This window comes from Lactobacillus johnsonii (assembly GCF_014058685.1).
Lineage (GTDB): Bacteria > Bacillota > Bacilli > Lactobacillales > Lactobacillaceae > Lactobacillus.
On the sequence record NZ_CP059055.1, the window covers coordinates 552,782 to 574,440 of the forward strand.

Annotated in this window: 21 protein-coding genes; 19 read left to right on the forward strand and 2 right to left on the reverse strand. The window is 33.6% G+C overall.

What is annotated here, in order from left to right; translation table 11 throughout:
* Window positions 1–2 precede the first annotated feature (2 nt).
* The 18 genes from H0I41_RS02540 (at window position 3) to H0I41_RS02625 (ending at window position 18,740) form a co-directional block, all read left to right on the forward strand.
* The gene (locus H0I41_RS02540; protein WP_135014460.1) at window positions 3–1,661 is read left to right on the forward strand and encodes a putative polysaccharide biosynthesis protein; all 1,659 of its coding nucleotides are present in this window, start codon (window positions 3–5) and stop codon (window positions 1,659–1,661) included.
* Window positions 1,662–1,765: 104 nt separating this feature from the next.
* Window positions 1,766–2,902 (forward strand): DUF2974 domain-containing protein, encoded by a 1,137-nt coding sequence (locus H0I41_RS02545; RefSeq protein ID WP_135014459.1) that lies wholly within the window; start codon window positions 1,766–1,768, stop codon window positions 2,900–2,902.
* Window positions 2,903–2,989: 87 nt separating this feature from the next.
* A complete protein-coding gene (locus H0I41_RS02550) occupies window positions 2,990–3,736 on the forward strand; it encodes a hypothetical protein (protein ID WP_135014458.1) in 747 nt (248 codons plus the stop codon).
* Window positions 3,737–3,779: 43 nt separating this feature from the next.
* On the forward strand, window positions 3,780–4,625 hold the full coding sequence (locus H0I41_RS02555) for an NAD(P)H-hydrate dehydratase (RefSeq protein ID WP_135014457.1): 846 nt from the start codon (window positions 3,780–3,782) through the stop codon (window positions 4,623–4,625).
* 52 nt (window positions 4,626–4,677) lie between these two features.
* Window positions 4,678–5,604: a D-alanyl-D-alanine carboxypeptidase family protein gene (locus tag H0I41_RS02560; protein ID WP_135014456.1), complete on the forward strand. Its 927-nt coding sequence runs from the start codon at window positions 4,678–4,680 to the stop codon at window positions 5,602–5,604.
* Window positions 5,605–5,883: 279 nt separating this feature from the next.
* Window positions 5,884–7,560 carry an arginine--tRNA ligase gene (argS, locus tag H0I41_RS02565; protein WP_135014455.1) on the forward strand — a complete coding sequence of 559 codons (1,677 nt, stop codon included), beginning with the start codon at window positions 5,884–5,886 and terminating at the stop codon, window positions 7,558–7,560.
* Window positions 7,561–7,671: 111 nt separating this feature from the next.
* Window positions 7,672–8,589, forward strand: coding sequence for a class II fructose-bisphosphate aldolase (locus H0I41_RS02570; protein WP_004896844.1), 918 nt, complete (start codon window positions 7,672–7,674; stop codon window positions 8,587–8,589).
* Window positions 8,590–8,655: 66 nt separating this feature from the next.
* Window positions 8,656–8,967, forward strand: a complete 312-nt coding sequence (locus H0I41_RS02575) for a hypothetical protein (protein WP_135014454.1) — start codon at window positions 8,656–8,658, stop codon at window positions 8,965–8,967.
* 91 nt (window positions 8,968–9,058) lie between these two features.
* Window positions 9,059–11,626, forward strand: a complete 2,568-nt coding sequence (locus H0I41_RS02580; RefSeq protein ID WP_162222145.1) for a sigma 54-interacting transcriptional regulator — start codon at window positions 9,059–9,061, stop codon at window positions 11,624–11,626.
* 152 nt (window positions 11,627–11,778) lie between these two features.
* Window positions 11,779–12,192 (forward strand): PTS sugar transporter subunit IIA, encoded by a 414-nt coding sequence (locus tag H0I41_RS02585; RefSeq protein ID WP_061400294.1) that lies wholly within the window; start codon window positions 11,779–11,781, stop codon window positions 12,190–12,192.
* Between the two features lie 24 nt (window positions 12,193–12,216).
* On the forward strand, window positions 12,217–12,711 hold the full coding sequence (locus H0I41_RS02590; protein ID WP_004896848.1) for a PTS sugar transporter subunit IIB: 495 nt from the start codon (window positions 12,217–12,219) through the stop codon (window positions 12,709–12,711).
* A gap of 18 nt (window positions 12,712–12,729) precedes the next feature.
* Entirely contained in the window at window positions 12,730–13,563 is an 834-nt protein-coding gene (locus H0I41_RS02595) for a PTS mannose/fructose/sorbose/N-acetylgalactosamine transporter subunit IIC (RefSeq protein ID WP_135014452.1), read from the forward strand.
* Window positions 13,560–14,387, forward strand: coding sequence for a PTS system mannose/fructose/sorbose family transporter subunit IID (locus H0I41_RS02600; protein ID WP_004896850.1), 828 nt, complete (start codon window positions 13,560–13,562; stop codon window positions 14,385–14,387). Before H0I41_RS02595 ends, H0I41_RS02600 begins: the two co-directional genes overlap by 4 nt.
* On the forward strand, window positions 14,388–15,092 hold the full coding sequence (locus H0I41_RS02605; protein ID WP_004896851.1) for an MgtC/SapB family protein: 705 nt from the start codon (window positions 14,388–14,390) through the stop codon (window positions 15,090–15,092). It begins immediately after the preceding gene.
* A gap of 43 nt (window positions 15,093–15,135) precedes the next feature.
* A complete protein-coding gene (gene rpoN / locus H0I41_RS02610; protein ID WP_257590070.1) occupies window positions 15,136–16,386 on the forward strand; it encodes an RNA polymerase factor sigma-54 in 1,251 nt (416 codons plus the stop codon).
* A 430-nt stretch (window positions 16,387–16,816) separates the two neighbouring features.
* Entirely contained in the window at window positions 16,817–17,353 is a 537-nt protein-coding gene (gene hpt / locus H0I41_RS02615; protein WP_061400289.1) for a hypoxanthine phosphoribosyltransferase, read from the forward strand.
* Window positions 17,354–17,364: 11 nt separating this feature from the next.
* Window positions 17,365–18,036 carry a type 1 glutamine amidotransferase gene (locus tag H0I41_RS02620; RefSeq protein ID WP_043921298.1) on the forward strand — a complete coding sequence of 224 codons (672 nt, stop codon included), beginning with the start codon at window positions 17,365–17,367 and terminating at the stop codon, window positions 18,034–18,036.
* Between the two features lie 71 nt (window positions 18,037–18,107).
* Window positions 18,108–18,740 carry an NAD(P)H-binding protein gene (locus H0I41_RS02625; protein ID WP_182094580.1) on the forward strand — a complete coding sequence of 211 codons (633 nt, stop codon included), beginning with the start codon at window positions 18,108–18,110 and terminating at the stop codon, window positions 18,738–18,740.
* 61 nt (window positions 18,741–18,801) lie between these two features.
* On the opposite strand, the gene H0I41_RS02630 is transcribed toward H0I41_RS02625, so the two are convergent.
* Both H0I41_RS02630 and H0I41_RS02635 read right to left on the reverse strand, forming a co-directional pair.
* On the reverse strand, window positions 18,802–19,260 hold the full coding sequence (locus H0I41_RS02630; protein WP_135014449.1) for a GAF domain-containing protein: 459 nt from the start codon (window positions 19,258–19,260) through the stop codon (window positions 18,802–18,804).
* Between the two features lie 47 nt (window positions 19,261–19,307).
* Window positions 19,308–20,519, reverse strand: coding sequence for a chloride channel protein (locus H0I41_RS02635; RefSeq protein ID WP_135014448.1), 1,212 nt, complete (start codon window positions 20,517–20,519; stop codon window positions 19,308–19,310).
* A gap of 126 nt (window positions 20,520–20,645) precedes the next feature.
* Between H0I41_RS02635 and H0I41_RS02640 the strand changes: the two genes are divergently transcribed.
* Complete coding sequence (locus H0I41_RS02640) at window positions 20,646–21,641, forward strand: class III bacteriocin (protein WP_061400285.1); 996 nt, start codon at window positions 20,646–20,648, stop codon at window positions 21,639–21,641.
* Window positions 21,642–21,659: the final 18 nt, after the last annotated feature.

Genomic DNA, 21,659 nt, shown 5'->3' on the forward strand with positions numbered 1-21,659 from the left:
TTATGGAAAACAATACTAAAAATACTAAAGAGACAATGGTCAAAGGCTCCGCATGGATGACTTTTGGCTCTATTGTGTCACGAATTTTAGGAGCATTGTATATTATTCCATGGTATGCCTGGATGGGAAGTCATGGAAATATTGCCAATGCTTTAACAGCGAAAAGCTATAACATTTATAGTTTATTTATTATTATTTCTACCGCAGGTATTCCCGGAGCGGTTGCCAAGCAGGTAGCAAAATATAATGCTTTAAATGAATATGATATTGGGCGAAAACTGTTTAGACGCGGCTTAATTTTGATGGCCATGTTTGGTGTGATTTGTGCGGCAATTATGTACTTTGGTGCTCCAATTTTAGCTACTGATGATATCATTGGTGCTCTTTTGCATGGGTCTAAAAGTGATCCGCGTCAAGTGGCCGTGATGAGAAGTCTTTCTTATGCAGTTTTAATTATTCCAATTTTGAGTATCATGCGTGGGTATTTTCAAGGTTATGCAGATATGATGCCTCCAGCTATGTCTCAATTTGTTGAACAATTGGCACGTGTAATATGGATGCTATTGACTGCTTATATTATTATGCAAGTTCAACATGGATCTTATGTTCATGCAGTAGTTCAATCAAATTTAGCTGCAGCTATTGGTGCGGTATTTGGAATTTTGCTCTTAGTATGGTTTTTATATCGTAGACGAAATGAACTAAATGCATTAATGGAGCAATCAAATCATGCAATTAAAATTTCTACTGCTGGAATTTTCTGGGAGATTATTAATCAATCTATTCCATTTATTATCATTGACTCTGGAATTACCTTGTTCCAATTAATTGACCAGTATACCTTTCATCCAATGATTGCTATGTTTGTTCATGCTAGTTCTGATCAAATTGAATCATGGTATGCCTTATTTGGATTAAATGCAAATAAATTAATCATGATTATTGTATCTTTAGCAACTGCAATGTCAGTAACTGCTATTCCGCTTTTATCAGGTGCCCATGCACGACGTGATTATGCCAGCATTTCTAGCCAAATTGAAAACACCTTGGAATTATTTTTGTTTGTTATGATTCCAGCTTCATTGGGTATGGCTGCTATTGCAACGCCGATTTATACAATTTTTTATGGCTACGATCAACTAGGTTCAAATGTCTTGTACTTATCATCATTTACGGCAATTAGTTTAGGCCTATTTACAGTTTTAATGGCAATTTTACAAGGTCTATCAGAGAACGGACTAGCTATAAAGTACCTGGTGTTAGGAATTATCATTAAATTTGCTGTCCAACTTCCGATGATTGAATTCTTTAAAGTATATGGACCACTCTTAGCTACAAATATTGGCTTGATTATTACCATCTGGCTTTCTTTAAAGCACTTAAAAGTTAGATACAGATATAATAGTAGTCGTACATCAAGACGGTTTATTGGAATTGCAATTTTTTCAATGGCAATGTTTGTGATAGTTACCGGGGTAGTTAATTTCGGTGGAAAAATCATTTCACCTGAACGTAGGCCAACCTCATTTGTTCTTGTTACACTTGCGGTAATTATTGGTGGCTTACTTTATGCCTTTTTAACAGTGAAATTTGGTTTAGCTCAAAAGATCATTGGACCAAAAGTTGATAGGGTATTAGAAAAATTACATATTAGAGTTTAAAAGAGAAAAAGGAAACTTGAGTAAGATACTTACCTAAGTTTCCTTTTTTGCCCCTGCCAAGGAAGTCTATTATATAATATTTCCGAGAAAGTGAGGAAGAAAAATTGGATAATGTGCTTGTATATGCTGCAAAAGAGAAGCGAAGTTTTAATGAATTTCCCTTAAATGAAGTAGATAGCATGATTTTTTCTCAATTAGCGTATTGTAATTTTGATACTCTTCCTCAGCATCATAGTTTACAAAGTTTGGCTTCTGATGAAGAGATTAAGACTTTAGCTCAGGGAAATCTTGGTGGAAAGAATACTGAAAAGTTAATCAAGATTATGCTAGAAAATCCCCGCTTTAAAAAACTATGTTGGCGCAATGTGGTTAGTAAAGTAGATGCAAAAACACAAATGCAATTTAATGCTGTTACATTTTGTATTGCAGAAGATCAATACTATATTGCATATCGGGGAACAACGGCTACTACCATCGGTTGGAAAGAAAATTTTAATATGTCTTTTAATGATTGGGTACCAGCTCATTACTTTGCTCGTTCTTATTATCGAAAAATCAAAAATTTGTTTTCAGGGAAATTTTATCTTGGTGGGCATTCAAAGGGCGGAAATTTAGCTTTTGCCGTTGCATTGAACCTAAAAGAATCCGACCTGTCACATATTGCTAGAATCGACTGCTTTGATGGACCAGGTTTTCATAATCAAGAACGATTAAAGAATAGATTCTTGAAGTTAAAGGGTAAGATTCATAAATATATTCCGCAAGGTTCATTGATTGGCATCTTACAAGATGATCTGATTGGAGAAAAAGATTATTGTACTATTGTGGCAGCTTTTGGAAATAGTTTGCTCCAGCATGATATGTTTACTTGGCATGTTATCGATGATCAATTTGCAACCGTAAAGCAATTAGATAGCACATCTGAAGTTTCATGGAAGGCAATTGCTGAATGGCTAAAAAATACAAACGATACGGAAAGAAAAGATTTTATTGAAATGCTCTATCTAACGGTGAGTGACACTAATCAAATTTATTTCAGGAAACTGTTAACGCTTAAGACGACATATAAATTAGCTACTCGTTTGATAAAAAATAGTTCTACCCAAAAGAATGTTTGGGAACCAATAATAAGAAAACTTTTTAAAGCTTATGTGAATTCAGGAGCAGCAGCTTTTAGTGAACAAAGAAAAAATCAATTATCAAACTTTAAAAGAATTTTAGATGAACAACGCAATAAATAGGTTAAGTTATAAAAGTCTATCTTGAATTAAAAACTACCTGCTTATCTAGAAAAAGAGTAAAATAACGATTGAAAGAGGTGGACAAAATTGAAAAAAGATACATATATGACTTTACTAGGATTCCGTGATACTTGTTATAATGATTTCAATTTTGATATTGATGGGAAAGATTTTTATTTAGGAACTGATACCTATAAAAAAATTGACAAGATATTAAAGGATGCACAGAATGAACAATTATTAGTTCAGTTTGAAGAGGGTACTCATCTTTATCAAGATTATGATCCAGAATACTTGAGCGTAGCACAAAAGAGAGAAATTCAACATGATATTAATGCAGCTCGTAACTTTTTGGATAATTACGATGGTGATGTAGACGATAAGCATGATAATTATGCAGCTTACCTAGATGATAATTCTTTGAGTTATTCTTTTGGTCCAGATAGTAATTTAGATGAAGTACAAAATAATTTAAATGATATTGAAACCAATGGTGTAATCATCTGGCAAAGACGAAAAGATGAATATATTTTATTACCACATACCATTCATAGCCTTGAAAGAATTAAAAAACAGATTGCATCAAGTAAACGTGTCGATGATAAAAAATTGCGTTATGCAATGGAGCGCTTATTTGACAATATAACTGATTTTCTTAAGCCATTTAGTGATAGTGAATTAGGAAAATACGAAAATACAATTTCACAGGAGCTTAGAGATAATTTGGAACATTATGCTTTAAGTGTTCAAACTGATGCACGTGAAGTAGCTGCAGATAAATTAACTAAATATGCAGTGCAACTTGCAGAAAAAGAAAATAATGACAGTATTTAAAGTAAAGCTCATCGATTAGATGAGCTTTTTTGGATAGGACAAAATGAAATCTATTTCAAAAGAATTAATCTCTAGAGTAATAAAGAAAAGAAAAAGTGCTACCCATAAAGGTAATTATGGCCGCTTACTCCTAATTGGAGGTAGTAAAAAATATGGTGGAGCACTGATTATGGCAGCAGAAGGCGCACTAAACAGTGGTGCAGGCTTAGTGACAGTTGCTACAGACCAAGTCAATATTGCCGCGTTACATACTAGAGACCCAGAGATTATGGCTCTTAATTGGGATGAAAGCGTAGAGTTAAAAAATTTAATTAAAAGCTCTGATGTAGTAATTTGCGGAATGGGTCTTGGATTAGATGAAAAAGCACAACAAATATTAGGACTAGTCAGAGATAACATCACCTTAAAGCAAACACTAATCTTAGATGCTAGTGCACTAGATTTAATTGGTCAGCAAACGGATTTACTACCATTAAATTCAAAAATTTTGATTTTTACTCCTCATCAAATGGAATGGGAGCGATTAAGTGGAATAAAAATTTCTGATCAAAGTGATGAACTAAATCAAGTAGCTTTAGATAAATTAGTTAAAAATAAGAATGCGATTTTGGTTTTGAAATCCAATCACACTAAAGTTTATGATCAAGCAGGGCATATTTATTTAAATCCTTTTGGTAATCCAGGAATGGCTATTGGTGGTATGGGAGATACATTAGCTGGAATTATTGGTGGATTTTGTGGTCAATTTATACCTAACTTAGAAACAGTGGCAGCTGCTGTGGGGATTCATTCTTTAACTGCTGATAAAATTGCAGAGAGGAAATATATTGTTCGACCAACCCAATTATCGGCTCATCTTCCAGAGATAATGAAGCAATATGAGAAATAATTAAGTAATGACGAAATAAGTTAAATTGCATAAAGAGAAATTGGGTGACCGAATGAGACATGCAAAGAAGAAATCTAGGAAAAAGTATTTATGGTTAATTAGCCTTGTAATAGCAGCTATTTGTTTTTTTGTATGGAAAAACAATTTTAACTCAAATAGAATGCCAGCTAATTATCATGCTGACCAAGTAGATTTAAACGTTAAAGCTGCCGTAGCAATTAATGCAAAAGATGGATCAACCATTTACGCTAAAAATGCTAATCAAAGCTTGCCGATTGCCTCAATGAGCAAGCTTTTAACCGTTTACTTAACTCTCCAAGCAATTAAAGAGAAAAAGATATCTTGGGACACAACGGTTACTCCGACTCAAGAAATAGTTGACTTGGGCTCAAATCCAGATTACGCAAGTGTTCCACTTAGGCTAGGACAAAAATATACCGTCAGAGAACTATACGATGCGGCTTTAATAAAGTCGGCAAATAATGCAGCTCGTTTACTCGCGATTGCAGTTAGTGGAAGCGAGACAAATTTTCTAAATCAAATGCGCCAGCAAGCTCGTAAATGGAAACTCAATAATGCTAAATTCGTAACTGTTGATGGTTTACCAGAGAAAAAGAAAAATTTTTTAGGGATGACGACAACAGTTGAAAATAAAATGAGTGCCAATGATATGGCGATTGTAGCAAGAAAATTAATAACTAATTATCCTGAAATTCTAAATACTACGAAACTAGCTAGAGCATATTTTCAAAATACTCTTATGACTAATAGTAATAAAATGTTAAACGGTCTCTCATACTATGATTCGACATTTCCTGTTGATGGTTTAAAGACGGGTACTACTGATGGCGCTGGTTCATGTTTTACTTGTACAGTGAATAAGAATGGAAAAAGAGTGATTACAGTAATTTTAGGTGCTGAAAATGATAATGAACGGTTTGTGGAGACAAAAAAGTTATTAAGTTACTGTTTTAATTAAAATTTTACTATGCATTCGATTTAATATTGCACTTTCCCTAAGTTTGCTGATATAATCTGCATGACAAAAGGTTAAAAGTAGTAGTATTGCATATGTTTTCAGCGAGTCTATGGTTGGTGGGAGTTAGACAATGGGGCAGTATGAAGGCGTGTTTAACTTTAACTTTAAAATCAATTAATAAGCGGATACTTTGTATCAAGTAGAGTGGTACCGCGGGAACTTTCTCGTCTCTTTCTAGTTTACTAGGAAGAGACTTTTTTTATGCAAGAGGTGTTATAAGTGGATTTTAAACAAAAAGTCGTTGATTTAGTTAGTGAACAGGTAGATTTACCTAAAGAAAAAATTTCTATGTTAATTGAAAGACCAAAGAATCCTAAGATGGGTGATTATGCTTTTCCAGCATTTGCTTTGGCTAAAATTGAACATAAAAATCCTGCTTTAATTGCTAAGGATATTGCAGAAAAAATTAGTGATGATAATTTCACCAGTATTCAAGCAGTTGGACCATATGTAAACTTCGCAATTGATCATGCAAAATTAGTCAATGCAACTTTAAACGATGTTCTAACTGAAAAAGAACATTTTGGTGATCAAAAACTTGGAGAAGGGAATGTTCCAATTGACATGTCTTCTCCTAATATTGCTAAGCCAATGTCAATGGGACACCTACGTTCCACGGTGATTGGTAATTCAATTGCTAAGACTTTGGAAAAAGTTGGTTATACTCCAATTAAAATTAATTATCTTGGGGACTATGGTACCCAATTCGGTAAATTAATTACTGCTTACCGTTTATGGGGTAATGAGGAAGATGTGAAGAAAGATCCGATCACAAATCTTTTCCATTACTATGTTAAGTTCCATGAAGAAGCTGAAAAAGATCCTAAGTTAGAAGATGAAGGACGTGCTGCCTTTAAGAAACTAGAAAACGGTGATGAAGAAGAAATCAAATTATGGAAATGGTTCCGTGAAGTTTCCTTACAAGAATTTAACCGTATCTATAAAGAATTAGGAGTAACTTTTGATTCATATAACGGAGAAGCATTTTTCAACGATAAAATGCAACCAGTAGTTGATGAATTAAGAGAAAAGGGCTTACTTGAAGAATCTCGTGGAGCTCAAGTTGTTAAGTTGGGAGAAGATGAAAATCCAGCTTTAATTTTAAAATCTGATGGCTCTAGCCTTTATATGACTCGTGATTTGGCTGCTGCCTTATATCGTAAAAAAGAATATGACTTTGTTATGTCATTGTATGTTGCTGGTGGTGAACAAACTGGTCACTTTAAGCAATTAAAACAAGTTTTGAAGAAGATGGGGTATGACTGGTCAGATAACATTCACCACATTCCATTTGGTTTGATTACTCAAGGTGGAAAGAAATTATCTACTCGAAAAGGAAACGTTGTTTTCTTAGATCAAGTCCTAAAAGATGCAGTTTCTTTAGCAGAACAACAAATTGAAGAAAAGAATCCAAATCTATCTAATAAGAAGCAAGTTGCTCATGATGTTGGTGTGGGCGCCGTTGTATTCCATGACCTAAAGAATGATAGAATGGATAACTTTGATTTTGATTTGGAAGAAGTTGTTCGTTTTGAAGGGGATACTGGTCCATACGTTCAATACACTAATGCTAGAGCTCAAAGTATTTTACGCAAAGCTAATAAAGAGATCTCAATGGATAATTTAAGCTTAAATGATGATTGGTCCTTTGCAGTTGCAAAAGCATTAGCTGATTTCCCTGCTATTGTAGAAAAAGCTTCAGAAAAATTTGAACCATCAATTATTGCAAAATATGCCTTAGATTTAAGTAAGAAATTTAATAAGTATTATGCAAATGTTAGAATTTTAGATGAAGATGATCAACTAAACGCTCGTCTTGCATTAGTTCAAGCAACTTCAATTGTTTTAACAGAAGCTTTAAGACTTTTGGGTGTAAATGCACCTAAAGAAATGTAATATTTCTTTAAATAAAAATATTCACTGAATTTTTTTGAGCTAAAGTATGTTAATTTTTGCACTAATGGGTTAAACTAGTGATGTGTTAAAAATTTAGGAGGTATTTTTTTAATGGCTTATTTAGTAAATGGTAATGACATTTTCAAAGCTGCTCGTGAAAACCACTACGCTGTAGGTGCATACAACACTAACAACCTTGAATGGACTCGCGCACTTTTAAGAGGTGCTAAGGAAACTAGAACTCCTTTATTGATTCAAGTTTCTACTGGTGCTGCTAAGTACATGGGTGGTTACAAGACTGTTAAGGACTTAGTTCTTAACGAAATGGACAACATGGATATCGATGTTCCAGTTATTTTGAACTTGGACCACGGTGACTTTGAATCAGCTAAGGAATGTATTGCACTTGGTTACTCATCAGTTATGTTTGATGGTCACAACTTACCAACTGACGAAAACTTAGCAAAGACTAAGGAAATCGTTAAGTTAGCTCACGAAAGAGGTATCTCTGTTGAAGCTGAAATCGGTAAGATTGGTGAAAACCAAGGTGCCGATGGTGGTGAATTAGCATCAGTTGAAGACGCTAAGACTTTCGTTGCCGCTGGTGTTGACAAGCTTGCTTGTGGTATTGGTAACATCCACGGTGTTTACCCAGAAGGTTGGACTGGCTTAAACTTCGATCGTTTGAAGGAAATTGCAGAAGCAGTTCCAAACGAACCACTTGTTCTTCACGGTGGTTCAGGAATTCCTCAAGACCAAATCGAAAAGGCAATTCAATTAGGTATTGCTAAGATTAACATCAACACTGAATTCCAATTAGCATTCCAAGCTGCAACTCGTAAGTACATCGAAGATAAGATGGACTTAGACAAGGGCAACAAGGGTTACGACCCACGTAAGCTTTTGAGAGCTGGTACTGACGCAATTACTGATTCTATGAAAGAAATGATTTCATGGATGGGTACTGCACCAATCGACTCAAAGGAATCATCAGTTCAATTTGATGAAGCTTCATTAAACGAAGAATAATCAAAAACTATATTAAAAAAGACCTCAGAAATTGAGGTCTTTTTTTATTAGCTTAAGTGTGGAAAAATGCAAATAATATTTGATGATCGTGGATGTAAAAGCTTTTTTAAAAAATATAATAGGCAAAAAAAGATAATCAAGGATCTAATTGAAAAAGCCATTGTTAAAGAAGTTACCACTGGGATGACAAAGATTAAATTGGCTAGTAGAAAAAGAATTAATGGACAAAAAATTTATGAATTTCGATTAAATCTTGGTACTATTGGATCGGCTCGAATTGCCTTTTCAGTTTTTAAAGATAAAGCCATTATTTATTTCATTAGTAAAGGTATGGAAAAAGCATCTTTTAGTAAGGCATTTGAAAAAATTTTTAGATAATACAGGGTAGCCATGATATATAAGCATAGTAAATGATATCGTTTTCAAAATTGTGATATAATTATAATATTAAATTTTTGGAGAACGAATCATGGATAAAGGAAAAAACAATGTCTTAACTTATTTAAATATGCTTAGCCATGATCATGCACTAACAACGGCACAATTAGCTGATAGCTTAAATTTATCCAGATCTGTAGTTAGTCATTATTTAAATGAATTATTTAGAGAAGAAAAAATTCAAAAAATTGCTGGGCGACCAGTAAAATGGACTAAAAAGGGTAGTATGCCTAATTTGAATCATAATTTTGATGACTTTATTGGCTATCGTGGTTCAATGAAATATGCTATTGATCAAATCTCAGCAGCAATTATGTATCCACCGGATGGTTTAAACATTTTGATTACGGGTCATTCGGGGGTAGGAAAAAGCTATTTAGCAAGCAAAATTGCTCAATTAGCTAAGAGCAAAGGAATTATTAGTAATGGGGCTCCATATATTGTTTTGAATTGTGCTGATTATGCGAATAATCCTGAACTTGTCTCCAGTATGTTATTTGGTTATGTAAAAGGTGCTTATACAGGAGCTGACGAAGCAAAAGATGGACTTCTTAAGCAGGCAAATGGGGGATACTTATTTTTAGACGAAGTACATCGCTTAAGTAGTGAAAATCAAGAAAAACTATTTTCATTTATGGATTCGGGACAATTTTATCCAATGGGAGATAACTCTCATCCTATTAAATCAAAAGTTCGGCTCGTAATGGCAACCACTGAAAATCCAGAGAAAGTTCTTCTAACTACTTTTCTACGGCGTGTACCTGTACATGTTAAATTGCCCGATTTTGCTAGTCGTCCAATTGATGAAAGGCTAGAACTACTACGGTATATTTTCTATCAAGAGGCACGTCGGATTAATCGAAAAATTGAAGTAGATAAATATGTCGTATCTACCTTACTAAAAATTAAGCATCCCGGAAATATTGGGTATTTGAAAAACATCATTAAGGTTTCCTGTGCAGCTGCTTATCGTGACCAAGAAAATAGTGACGTAATTAAGCTACATTTAAATAATATTATGGTCGAAGAACTCCCAACATTTGCGGAGTATGGGAATTTATTAGTTGATCCGAATACAGTGCTTGAACGGTCAGGTAACAGTTTAATTAAGAAAAGTTTTCTTAAATTAGAAGTGTTGTTGAAACAACTTGAGACAAATTATTCTCATGAGGAAATAAGTAAGTGTAAACTAGCAATTCAAAATTTAAAGTGTTTTGTAGATCCAAGCTCTATTAAATCAGGTTTATATTTACAACATAATAATCTATTTCAAAAAATAATCGGGAATCAATTTGGTTTATCTAATACGACATATTTAGAACCGGTCTTATATTTGCTTTATAGTTACCACTTCGAAGTTGATGAAAAGATAATTGATTCTCTAAATGAAAAATTTTCTAACCTTATTTCTCGTTCCTTGCATGTTGCAAAGAGTTTTTATAGTAAGCTCCCTATCTTAGTTCCACAGAGTCAAAAAACACTTGAGTTGATTTTAGCGCTTTTACTAAGTGATCATGTTGATGAAAATATTAAGCTTAGAGGCTTAATGGTTGCTCATGGGGAAAATACTGCAACTAGTATTCAGACCGTTGTTAATTCTTTATGTGGGACTTATATATTTGATGCCTTAGATATGCCAATTGATACTGGAGTAGAACCAATAATTGATGAAGCTAAGAAATTGATTGCTTCTTTCAATACTACTGAAGGTTTTATTTTAATGGTTGATATGGGATCGCTCGGGCAACTATATTCGGAAATTAAATCTCACCTCGATGGTGATTTATTGGTAGTTAATAATTTAACTACATTAACTTCTTTGGATCTGGCTTTAAAGATGCAACAAAATATTTCGTTTAAGCAAATTGCGGAAGCTGCTGATCGCGATTATGAAATTGGAGTGCAATATTATGAAGGCTTTTCTCAATCTCCTAATATTCTTGTTTCTTGTATTTCAGGACTTGGGATTGCGCAAAAGGTTAGTGAAATTATTCAACCATTTTTGCCAAGTGATATTAAGGTGATCCCGGTTGATTATAATTCCTTGAAAGAAAAGATTAAGTCAAAAGAATGGGCATATTTTGATAGGACGTTGTTTGTGTTAACTACGCTAGATATTTTAGAACCCGTTGAGTTTAGGCATATGAACTTATACGATCTTTTAGATGCTAGTGGAGAGAATAACTTGAAGCGTTGGTTAGCACCTTACATGACTTCTGAAGAGATTGATGGCTTTAGCCAACAGTTATTGCGCTTTTTCTCTAAAGAGGGTATTTCTGAAAGACTTTCTTTCTTAAATCCAGATGTTGTGATTCGGCAAGTGGAAGAAATAAATGCTAAGTATGAAAGCTACTATGGTCTGAATTTGGATGGAAAAGTAAAACTTAACTTATATATGCATATTGCACTAATGATTGAACGATTAATGGTGCAAAAAACTGCAGAAGTTAAGGTAGAACCACAAACTGAGGCAGAAAAAGATTTTCTTAAAATTTCCCATAGTATTTTTCAGCCAATCGAGCTTAAATATAATATTCATATTTCAAATTATGAGATATCACTCTTGTATGAACTGTTTAAGCAATTCATTAATAAGTAATTTTTGGAATAATTAGTGTTTAATAAAGTTTAAATAAAGTGTTTAAAAAATAAACACTTTATTTTTTTTGCCGTAAAATAGCTGTTTTATTAACTTGGCACGCTTTTTGCTATTAAGTAGGTGTAAAGAGAAAAAAGAGAGGAGCTAAAAACATGACAGATATTTTAATTGCTAGTCACGGACATTTTGCAAGTGGATTACAAAGCTCATTAGATATTTTGACTGGGATGGGCAAACAAGTAAATGTGATTGATGCATATGTAGATGATAGTGACTATACTCCTAAAATTGAAGAATTTATTAAATCCGCCAAAAGGCCAGCAGTAATTTTTACTGACTTAAAAGGAGGAAGCGTAAACCAAAAAGTAATGCTTAAAGCAGCTAATGAAAAAGATATTTTTATTGTTACCCAAATGAATTTAGCAGTAATTATGTCTGTGCTGCTTGATAGTGAACCTTTAACTAAAACTCACTTAAAAGATTTGATTAAACAAAGTCAAGTTGAGCTCATTGCACTAGAAAACGAAAAAGAAGAAAAAGAATCAGATAATGATTTCTTTGCTTAAAGGATTTATAGAAGGAGAAAAAAGATGATTGCACAATTAAGAGTAGATGACCGTTTGATTCATGGACAAGTTGCTTTAGTTTGGACTAAAGAATTAGATACACCAGGAATTGTAGTAGCAAATGATAATGCAGCAAACAATGAGATGGTACAGATGACTTTGAAGATGGCTACACCTACTGGAAAGAAATTATTAATTAGAAATGTAGATGACGCAATTAAGGTCTTCAATAATCCTAAGGGAGCAAAGATGAGAATTTTTGCTTTAACTAATAATGTTCAAGATGCCTTGAAGATTGCTAAAAATGTTAAAGATATTGAGGGAATTAATGTAGCAAATGTTGGTCGCTTTACTAAGGATGCTGATAATGCTATTCAACTATCTTCCACATTAATGATGACACCAGAAGAACTAGAAGCATTAAAAGAATTGGCAAAACTAGATATTCCAGTTTTTCATCAAATCGTACCAAATAATGCTAAAACTCCAATTTCTTCTATTTTGAAAGATGCTAACTAGAATTAGGAGGAAAAGATTATGTTACATACAGCAACGCTAGCAGCGATTTGTGTGTTTGTCTGTTTGGGTGGTAACTGGCTCTGGGGACAAACAATGATTGAACGTCCTTTAGTTGTAGGGATGGTAGCCGGCTTAATGTTTGGTGATATTCGGACTGGTATTTTAATTGGAGCTTCTCTTGAAGCTATCTTCATGGGAGCTGTTGATATTGGTGGTGCAATTTCATCTGAACCAGTAACAGCTACAGTATTAGCAACTACTTTTGCAATCACTTTAGGAGTAGATACCAAAGCAGCTTTGGCTTTAGCTGTTCCAATTGGTGTATTTGCAGCTTTTATTTCAATGTTCTTAAAAAATGTTGTTATGAACATTTTTGCACCACTTGTTGATAAGGTGGCGGCAGACAATAATCCACAAGGTTTGACAAGATTACACTTTGGTATGTGGTTTGTTAACTACTTTACTTTCTCTTTGGCAACTTTCTTTGCTGTTTTAGCGGGTGCACGTCCTGTGCAACATCTAGTAAATCAGATCCCACCTAACTTAATGGCTGGATTATCTGCAACAGGTGGATTATTGCCAGCAGTTGGTTTTGCAATCTTGATGAGAATGCTTTGGAGTAAACAATTATCACCGTACTATTTCTTAGGTTTTGTTTTAGCTGCTTACTTAAAGCTCCCTTCAGTAGCGGTAGCGGCAATTGGAATTATTATTGTTGTTTTACAATGGATTCGCGATAAGCAGATCATGGATATTGAAAATAAACAAAAAGCAGCTCCAGCTGCTAATGCTGTTACTCATTTAGAAACGACTGATCAAATGGACGAAGAAGAGGAGGACTTTTTCTCATGAAAATCACTAAGAATGTCTCACCTGAAGACAAAAAGATAATTAACAAAATATTTTGGCGCTCCTTTACAGTTTTTGCCAGCCGTGCTGGTGCTACTAAAGCGCATGCTCCTGGTTTTATGTATTCAATTATGCCTGCTTTAGATGAATATTTTAAGGATGATAAAGAAGGACATCGGAAAGCAATGATGCGCCATACAACTTGGTATAACATTACACAAAATGTTGGTACTTTTGTAATGGGCCTGGTTGCTTCCATGGAAAAGAAAACAGCGCAAGATCCAAACTTTGATCCAGATTCGACTGTTGCCATTAAAACTTCATTAATGGGTCCTTTATCAGGAATTGGTGACTCAATCTTCTGGGGTGTATTAAGAGTTATTGCAGCTGGCGTTGGTATTAGTTTAGCAAGTCAGGGATCTATTTTAGGACCAATCTTGTTCTTATTAATCTACAATATTCCTTCAATTGCTACTCGTTATTATCTTACTTACATGGGCTTTACGGTTGGAGATACCTTTATTCAAGATATGTATAAAAGCGGTAGTATGAAGCTATTAAACAAAGCTGCTTCAACTTTAGGTTTATTAATGATTGGGTGCATGACTGCAACAATGGTTAAATTTGAATCTAAACTAAGTATCCCAATTGAAGGTGGTAAGCCAATAAAAATTCAAACTTACTTAGATCAATTATGGGTAGGATTAGTTCCATTAGTTGTAACACTTATTTGCTATTGGTTACTATCAAAGAAAGTGAACGTAAACTGGATTTTATTAGGTGTTTTAGTTCTTTCCATTGTTTTAGGATTAATCGGAGTGGTTTAAATGCATATAGCAGTGACACTCCCTGAAATAATTGTGCGTTTAGCGCTTTCTGTTTTCATGGCTAGTGTCATAGGCTATGATCGTGAACATAAAAATCGTCCTGCTGGAATTAAGACACATGCCTTAGTTTGTGCTGGTGCGTGTATTATTGCTCTTATTCAGGAAAAGATAGGCTATGATGCAATTCAAATTGCTATTCATCAACCAAAGCTTGCCGGAATAGTAAGAGCGGATGAAGCTAGATTGATTGCACAAGTTGTTTCAGGAATAGGATTTTTAGGTGCTGGAACTATCTTAGTCCAACATCGAACAGTGTTAGGATTAACAACAGCAGCTAGTCTATGGGCAGTTGCTGGAATTGGACTGGCGATAGGAATGGGAGATTATACAATTGGCATTGCCGGTGCTGTAGCAGTAGTTTTAGTATTAGTATTTTCTAAAAAACTAATCCAAGTACATGCAATGAAAAGATTGGAAATTCAGTATAAGCATAAAGTTGAGACGAAAGAATTTATCCAACATTATTTTGAAAAGCACCATATTACTGTAACTAACGTTAACTTTAAGGTAACACAAAAACCAGAAGGACAGATCTATGTTAATATTTATGAGATAGAGATTCCTCGTTCGTTAAACTACGCAGAAATTATTGAAGATATTTCAATGAATAAAAATATTATGTGTATTCAAATGGTAAGTATTTAAGGTATAAGTAAAGGGAGAAAAGTCGATGATGCAGGCTCAAAGTATGTCACTTAAGGTACAAGAGAAGCTTGTAACACGGCTTTTTTTGTCTACTAAATTAAGACACGATCTGAGAATTTTATCTTATAATGCTCATGATCTCAGTACCGTGATTCAAGAATTTGCTCAAGAGAATCCCTTTGTTGAATTAAAAAATCCAAGTAAAGAATTACAAAATTTAGACTGGATTCAAGACAATGAAACTGAAAATCTAATTGATCATCTCTTAAGTCAAGTGAGGATAAGCGATTGGTCTAATAAAAGTAAGAGAGTTGTTACCTTTTTAATTTATCAGTTGGATAATGATGGATATTTACGAAAGAGTTTAGAAAATTTAAAAAGTAAAGTAATATTTTCTCTACAAGAACTTAATGCTGGAAGAGATAGACTGCAAAAACTTGATCCTATTGGAATAGGTGCTAAGGATTTAAATGAGTGTTTGTTACTTCAAGCTAGGGATAAAAAAGATTTTAATAGCATTGCGATTAGTTTATTAGAGAAGCATGAGCTGGAAGCCTTAGCTGATCCAAGTAAATGGGCTACTCTGCCGTATGAACATGAAAAAATAATAACGGCACTAAAAGCCATTCAAACTCTAAATCCTGCTCCGGCTAGTGAATATGAATTAGGAGAACCAACCCAATATTTAATTCCAGATTTAAAATTTTATTTTGAAGATGGAAGATTACTGATTAGCTCTGCTCGATCAAATTTACCTGAAATGATTTTTGATGATGAAAAGTTTGTTGAGCTACAAAAAGATAGCGAAATAAAAGATAAGGATTATTTTATAAAACAAAAGAAGGATTTTACTGACTTGCATTATGCAATTCAGCAACGTGAAGAGACGCTACTAAATCTAGGGAAATTTTTGGGAAGACGACAAGAAAAATATTTGTCCTCTCTGAATGAGCAAGATTTAGTAAGCATAAAATTAGAAGATGCAGCTACAGAATTAAATTTAGCAATAAGTACCATAAGTAGAGCAATTAAAGATAAATATGTAGAGTGCCAAGGTAAGGTCTTTAGTCTAAAGCTCCTGTTTCCGCGAAAAAGTATCAGTAATTTAACTCAAAATCAACTTGAAAGAATGTTGAAGGATTTTATTAAGTTAGAAGATCCCCAAGAACCATTAAGTGACGAACAACTGGTAAATAAATTTGAAGAAAAAGAAATTTCAATTAGTCGTAGAACAATTTCTAAATATCGAAAGAAACTAGGAATTAAAAATAGTTATCAAAGAAATCAAAAATAAAGCAAAAACCCTCGTTGATCTAAGTCAACGAGGGTTTTTAATACTAAATTGTAGAGGAAAATGAAGAATGGATTATGGATTTATTTCCTACGAACCTTTACAGGAACTGGAACTGGTTTATTTATAATTACTGCGTTGGTAGCAAGTAATGCTACAGCACTAATACCTAAAATTAATAATAATGTCATTTAAACCATTCCTTTCTTACTTGATTGATATCAATATTAAGAGTAATTTATGAATTTTTTGTGACTTATATTTAAGATAAAATCTAAAAAAATATAAATAATTTTTCTTTATTTATAAAATACGAACAATATAATTATTAGTAGTAAAAATAATTAATAAATAAGTGTAAAAAGACTAAAAAAATCATCGAATTTATGTTAAAATTTCATCATTGGCGATTTTAATAAAGAGGAATTAAAGAATGAATAACGATATCGAAAGTGTATTGTATACTCAAAATGATTTAAACAATCGTATGGATGAAATGGCTGCTGAATTAAATAAAAAATATAAAAATGAAGAGCCAATTATTATTCCAGTCTTAAATGGAGCAATGATTTTTGCTAGTGATATGATTAAGAGATTAAGTTTTAAGCTAACTATTGATCCTATTAAGGCATCTAGTTATGAAGGAAGCCAATCCACAGGAAAAGTAAAGATTACGCAGGATATTAAGTCGGATGTAACAAATCGTCCAGTAATTTTTATGGAAGATATTATTGATACGGGACGTACTTTACAAGCACTTAGTGAAATAATGAAAGAACGTGGGGCTAAAAGCGTAGAAGTTGTATCTATGCTTGATAAGCCTGAAACCCGTGTCGTAGATTTTCATGCAGATTATTATGGTTTTAAGGCTCCTGATGAGTTTTTAGTTGGCTATGGATTAGATTATAATGGCTTGTATAGAAACTTGCCTTATGTCGGAATTTTAAAGCATGAAGTTTATGCTAGTTAAAGGGATAAATAATGCGCGTTAATATATTGCAACATACTCCAAACGAGGGGCCCGGTGCAATTAAAACCTGGGCCGATAGTCACCATTATGAACTCTATGTGTATCACCCTGAAACTTTTGGTAAATTGCCAACTGCTAATGAAACAGATCTACTCGTAATTCTAGGTGGTCCCATGAGTCCAAACGATAATCTAGAGTGGATTAAGCAAGAGAGAGTTCTAATTAAAAGAATGCTTGATGCCGGTAAGCCGATGTTTGGGGCTTGTCTTGGCGCACAACAAATTGCAATGACTACCGGAGCTAAAATTTTAGATGCTCCTCATAAAGAAGTAGGCTGGGCTCCAGTTTATTTAAAAGATACAACACTACCGGATATTCCTAAAGAATTAACGGCCCTTCATTGGCACCAACAAATGTTTGAAATTCCTGTAGGTGCAAAACTTTTATTTTCGAGTGACTTAGTAGAGAATCAGGGCTTTTTATTAGGAGATAATGTTATCGGCTTACAGTTTCATTTTGAGCCTGAAGAAGATAACGTTCGAGAAATTGCGATTAACGATAGTGGGTATCCACTTGAAAATAATGATCTAAATCAGACTGCTGAAGAAATCATTGCTCATGGTGTACCGAAAGAAAATAAAGAGGTAATGTTTAAATTACTCGATTTTATTACTAAAAAATGAGTGTAAATTTTGGACTACTAATAAAAAGTAAGCTATCATAAAGCTGTAAGTTTTTTTGAGGAGGAAAAATTATGGCTAAAATATTTATTTTTGGTGGTTCCGGAAGAGTAGCTACAGATTTAATTAAAGATTTAGTAGCTGATGGTAATACAGTGACAGCAGCAGCTCGTCATCCAGAAAATATTATTAAACTTGATGGTGTAACACCTGATAAGCTTGATTTACATGCTGATGTAGAAGATATTACTAAACAAGTAAAAGGTTTTGATACTATTTACTTTACGGCTGGATCTCGTGGTAAGGACCTTATTCAAACTGATGCTATGGGAGCAATAAAAACTATGATGGCTGCTGAAAAAGCAGGTGTTAAACGCTATATTATGCTCAGTTCAATGCTTAGCTTAGATGTAGACTCATGGAAGAAGATTCCAGGTCTTGATGACTATCTAGCTGCTAAATTCTTTGCTGATACTTATTTAATGGATTCAACTAATCTTGAATATACAATTTTGCAACCTACGAATCTCACTGAAGAAGCCGGAACAGGCAAAATCAAACTTAATGCTGGACCAAGTGACTCCAATCCAATTCCTGATGTTGCTAAAACATTGGCTGAAATTCTAAAATATCCAAATACTATTGATAAGGTTATTCCAATGAGTAGTGGGAATACTCCAATTGATCAAGCCTTGAAAGAAATTTAACTATAAGAAAAAGCTCCATTGTGGAGCTTTTTTGTGTTTATAGTGTTAAAAAAATTGATTTTTAGAATTTAAATACCTTAGAAATTTCTTCTAAGTATTTTTGATCTAACTCATCGAAGTTAGCTAATTTAGTTGAATCAAAATCAAAAACTCCCCATAGATTGCCGTTTGTTTTAAAGATAGGGACAACAATTTCAGAATTTGATTCACTATCGCAGGCAATATGTCCAGCAAATTCATGTACATTTTTTACAATTTGAGTTTGCTTTTCTTTTGCAGCTGTTCCGCATACTCCTTTGCCAATTTGAATATGAACACAAGCTGGTTTTCCTTGGAAAGGACCAAGAATTAATTCTTGATTCTCATAACGATATACACCAGCAAAGTTAACATTATTAAGTGAATTAAACAATAAAGCTGAAATATTTGCTGTATTTGCAATCCAATCGTTTTCGCCTTCGACTAAGGCTTGGGCTTGTTTTAATAATAATTGATAATTGTCTTCTGTAGTGGCAGCCATAATTGAATACCTTCTTTCTGTTAAATTGTTCTAATTCTAACATTAATTTAGTAAATTAAGGATTTTAAGCCAATTTTTTTCAGAAGAAACTTATGTATCACCATAACTATATAGGCAGTAATAAAAATAAGTGGAGCTAAAGAAATTGGTAATAAAAAAATTAACAAGATAGCGGTAAGGAGTGGCTTTTCTAAAATAATCGTAATGCTGGTAGCTACTGCTAGTGATACAGTAATTGCGGGCTGAATAGGGATGAATTGAGCAATTGCAGCACCAACAGCGACACTAGCAAAAATTGCTGGAAAAATTTTACCCCCACGCCATCCCATTGCAAATCCAACATGGGTAGAAATTGTTTTTATTAGAGCAATTAATAGTAAAAATAATGGCGAATAGGAAAGAGCAGTTTTAGAAAATGGAACAATGTGAAATTCGCCTGAAAAGAGTGCGTAATCAGTTACTAAAGTTAAAACGCTTAGCACAATGCCCCATAAGGTTGCTTTTAAAAGTGCTGGTAAGGCCCAAGTCTCTACTCTAGTAAATATTTTTTCTAAATATAAGAAGAAATATGCAAAAAGCATCCCACCTATAAGAGGAATTAGACTATACCAGAGAATAGTCCATGACCAGTGAATTGGACGTTCATGAATTCCGAATGCTCCTTCTTCAGGAAAAAGTTTAAAGATCAAAATTGTTCCAATTAATCCAATTAAAATATTAAAAGTGATGAACCATTTTTTTTGATTTTTAGTTCTAAAAAGCTCACTAAACTTTGGGGATTGCAATAGAGTATCTTTATCAATGCCTATTTGCCAAACATGAACCCAGCTTTTGTAATGAGTAGTCATCAATCTAATTTTATCTCCGAGCCAATTTATCATCCCGGAAGTAAGAACAGTGGTGGAAGCTTCTGGCCCAATACTTCCGCCAGCTCCTAATGATAAAAGCCCTAAAGTAAAAGATTTCCACCAAGAATGATAATCAAGTTTTCCACTTTTTCGCACATCATGTAGTACTTCTTCAATCGTTAAAGGATAGGAACCTAATTTCTTTACTAAGAAACCAATAATTATTCCAAATGGTATACAAATAAGAAAGGGATAAGCGGGACGCAAAGAAAAATTACTATGATGATTAAAGTAACCCCAAATAAAGTCAATAACATAATTGATTAGGTTGAGGTATAAAGCAGTTAAAATACCAATAATAAAACTCCATATGCCACTAAAAATTAGAATATTTATGCTTTTTTTAGCCATTATTTTCTATCAATTCCTTTATGCAATTTAGATTCATGATAGCAGTGTACTTTATTTGTTGTCTTGGTTCAAATCGCTCATAATAAATTTGGGAGCAGAATAAATAAAGAAAGGATTGGTCCATTTATGATTGGAAGAGAAACTCAAATATGCCTAGTAAATAAATTAGAGAATATTCACCATGTTGTAGTTCAAGCTTCCGCAATTGATGGAAGTAACGTCTTTGCCTTGCAGCTTCTTCATAAACAAAGTGACGTTGTTGTTTATCAAACTCCAAATGATAGCGAAACTGTTACATTTGATGAAGACCATCCTATTTTATACTTAAAAGGTCCAAATTCAGCTGGAACTGCTGGTGGACATACCCAGACCTGGATACAAAGTGGAGAAAATAATAAATGGTTTGTTGGTACTAAACCCAAAAGACATGGAAATACATATTGGACCACACAAATTGCAAGAGTAACAGTACCGGGGTATCAAACACAGGTATTTGCTAATAATACTGATTTACCACGTCTTTCCTATCTTAACCGAGCAGGAGCTGGTTATGGGGATGGAGGTACAGTTTATCCCGGAAAAGATTTAGTAAGAGTAGAGGCCACTGTTTCACCAAATGGTCATTATTTCTTGATTGCAAGTATTGATATAAATCATACGGGCTATTTTGCGCTTTATGACCTTAACGAAGTAAATAACAAATTAGATGCGGCAGAAGAAAAAGCTGAAGATATTAATATTGAAACCTTAACATGCTTAGGAGCATTTAAGGTTCCTCATTTTAATGATCAAAAGATTATTTCAATTCAGGGTTATGGAATAGATGATAATAAAGACATTTATATTTCAAGTCAACCAAGTCCTCATACAACTTTTTTGGGTTTTCCAAGACAGGGAAAGCCGCGTGAAATTGTTAAAATTCCGTGGGGGATGGTTGATCCCGATAAATGGTCTGTAGTTAATTTAGATAATAGCTTAAAACTTGATGCGTTAGATTTTTGTACTGAATTTGAAGGAATTCAAGTAACTAGCGATTGTCTTTACTTAACAGTAGCTTATCATCAGCGCAACAGTGACTTAACAACTCTAATGAATCGTATTTACCAAGTTGAAAAATTTTAGAATGAAAAATAGGCAGAC

Coding starts and splice junctions, on each gene's coding strand:
- H0I41_RS02540 (WP_135014460.1), top strand. CDS start 3: ATGGAAAACAATACTAAAAATACTAAAGAGACAATGGTCAAAGGCTCC.
- H0I41_RS02555 (WP_135014457.1), top strand. CDS start 3,780: ATGAAATCTATTTCAAAAGAATTAATCTCTAGAGTAATAAAGAAAAGA.
- H0I41_RS02560 (WP_135014456.1), top strand. CDS start 4,678: ATGAGACATGCAAAGAAGAAATCTAGGAAAAAGTATTTATGGTTAATT.
- H0I41_RS02570 (WP_004896844.1), top strand. CDS start 7,672: ATGGCTTATTTAGTAAATGGTAATGACATTTTCAAAGCTGCTCGTGAA.
- H0I41_RS02575 (WP_135014454.1), top strand. CDS start 8,656: ATGCAAATAATATTTGATGATCGTGGATGTAAAAGCTTTTTTAAAAAA.
- H0I41_RS02580 (WP_162222145.1), top strand. CDS start 9,059: ATGGATAAAGGAAAAAACAATGTCTTAACTTATTTAAATATGCTTAGC.
- H0I41_RS02585 (WP_061400294.1), top strand. CDS start 11,779: ATGACAGATATTTTAATTGCTAGTCACGGACATTTTGCAAGTGGATTA.
- H0I41_RS02590 (WP_004896848.1), top strand. CDS start 12,217: ATGATTGCACAATTAAGAGTAGATGACCGTTTGATTCATGGACAAGTT.
- H0I41_RS02595 (WP_135014452.1), top strand. CDS start 12,730: ATGTTACATACAGCAACGCTAGCAGCGATTTGTGTGTTTGTCTGTTTG.
- H0I41_RS02600 (WP_004896850.1), top strand. CDS start 13,560: ATGAAAATCACTAAGAATGTCTCACCTGAAGACAAAAAGATAATTAAC.
- H0I41_RS02605 (WP_004896851.1), top strand. CDS start 14,388: ATGCATATAGCAGTGACACTCCCTGAAATAATTGTGCGTTTAGCGCTT.
- rpoN (WP_257590070.1), top strand. CDS start 15,136: ATGTCACTTAAGGTACAAGAGAAGCTTGTAACACGGCTTTTTTTGTCT.
- hpt (WP_061400289.1), top strand. CDS start 16,817: ATGAATAACGATATCGAAAGTGTATTGTATACTCAAAATGATTTAAAC.
- H0I41_RS02620 (WP_043921298.1), top strand. CDS start 17,365: ATGCGCGTTAATATATTGCAACATACTCCAAACGAGGGGCCCGGTGCA.
- H0I41_RS02625 (WP_182094580.1), top strand. CDS start 18,108: ATGGCTAAAATATTTATTTTTGGTGGTTCCGGAAGAGTAGCTACAGAT.
- H0I41_RS02630 (WP_135014449.1), bottom strand. CDS start 19,260: ATGGCTGCCACTACAGAAGACAATTATCAATTATTATTAAAACAAGCC.
- H0I41_RS02635 (WP_135014448.1), bottom strand. CDS start 20,519: ATGGCTAAAAAAAGCATAAATATTCTAATTTTTAGTGGCATATGGAGT.
- H0I41_RS02640 (WP_061400285.1), top strand. CDS start 20,646: ATGATTGGAAGAGAAACTCAAATATGCCTAGTAAATAAATTAGAGAAT.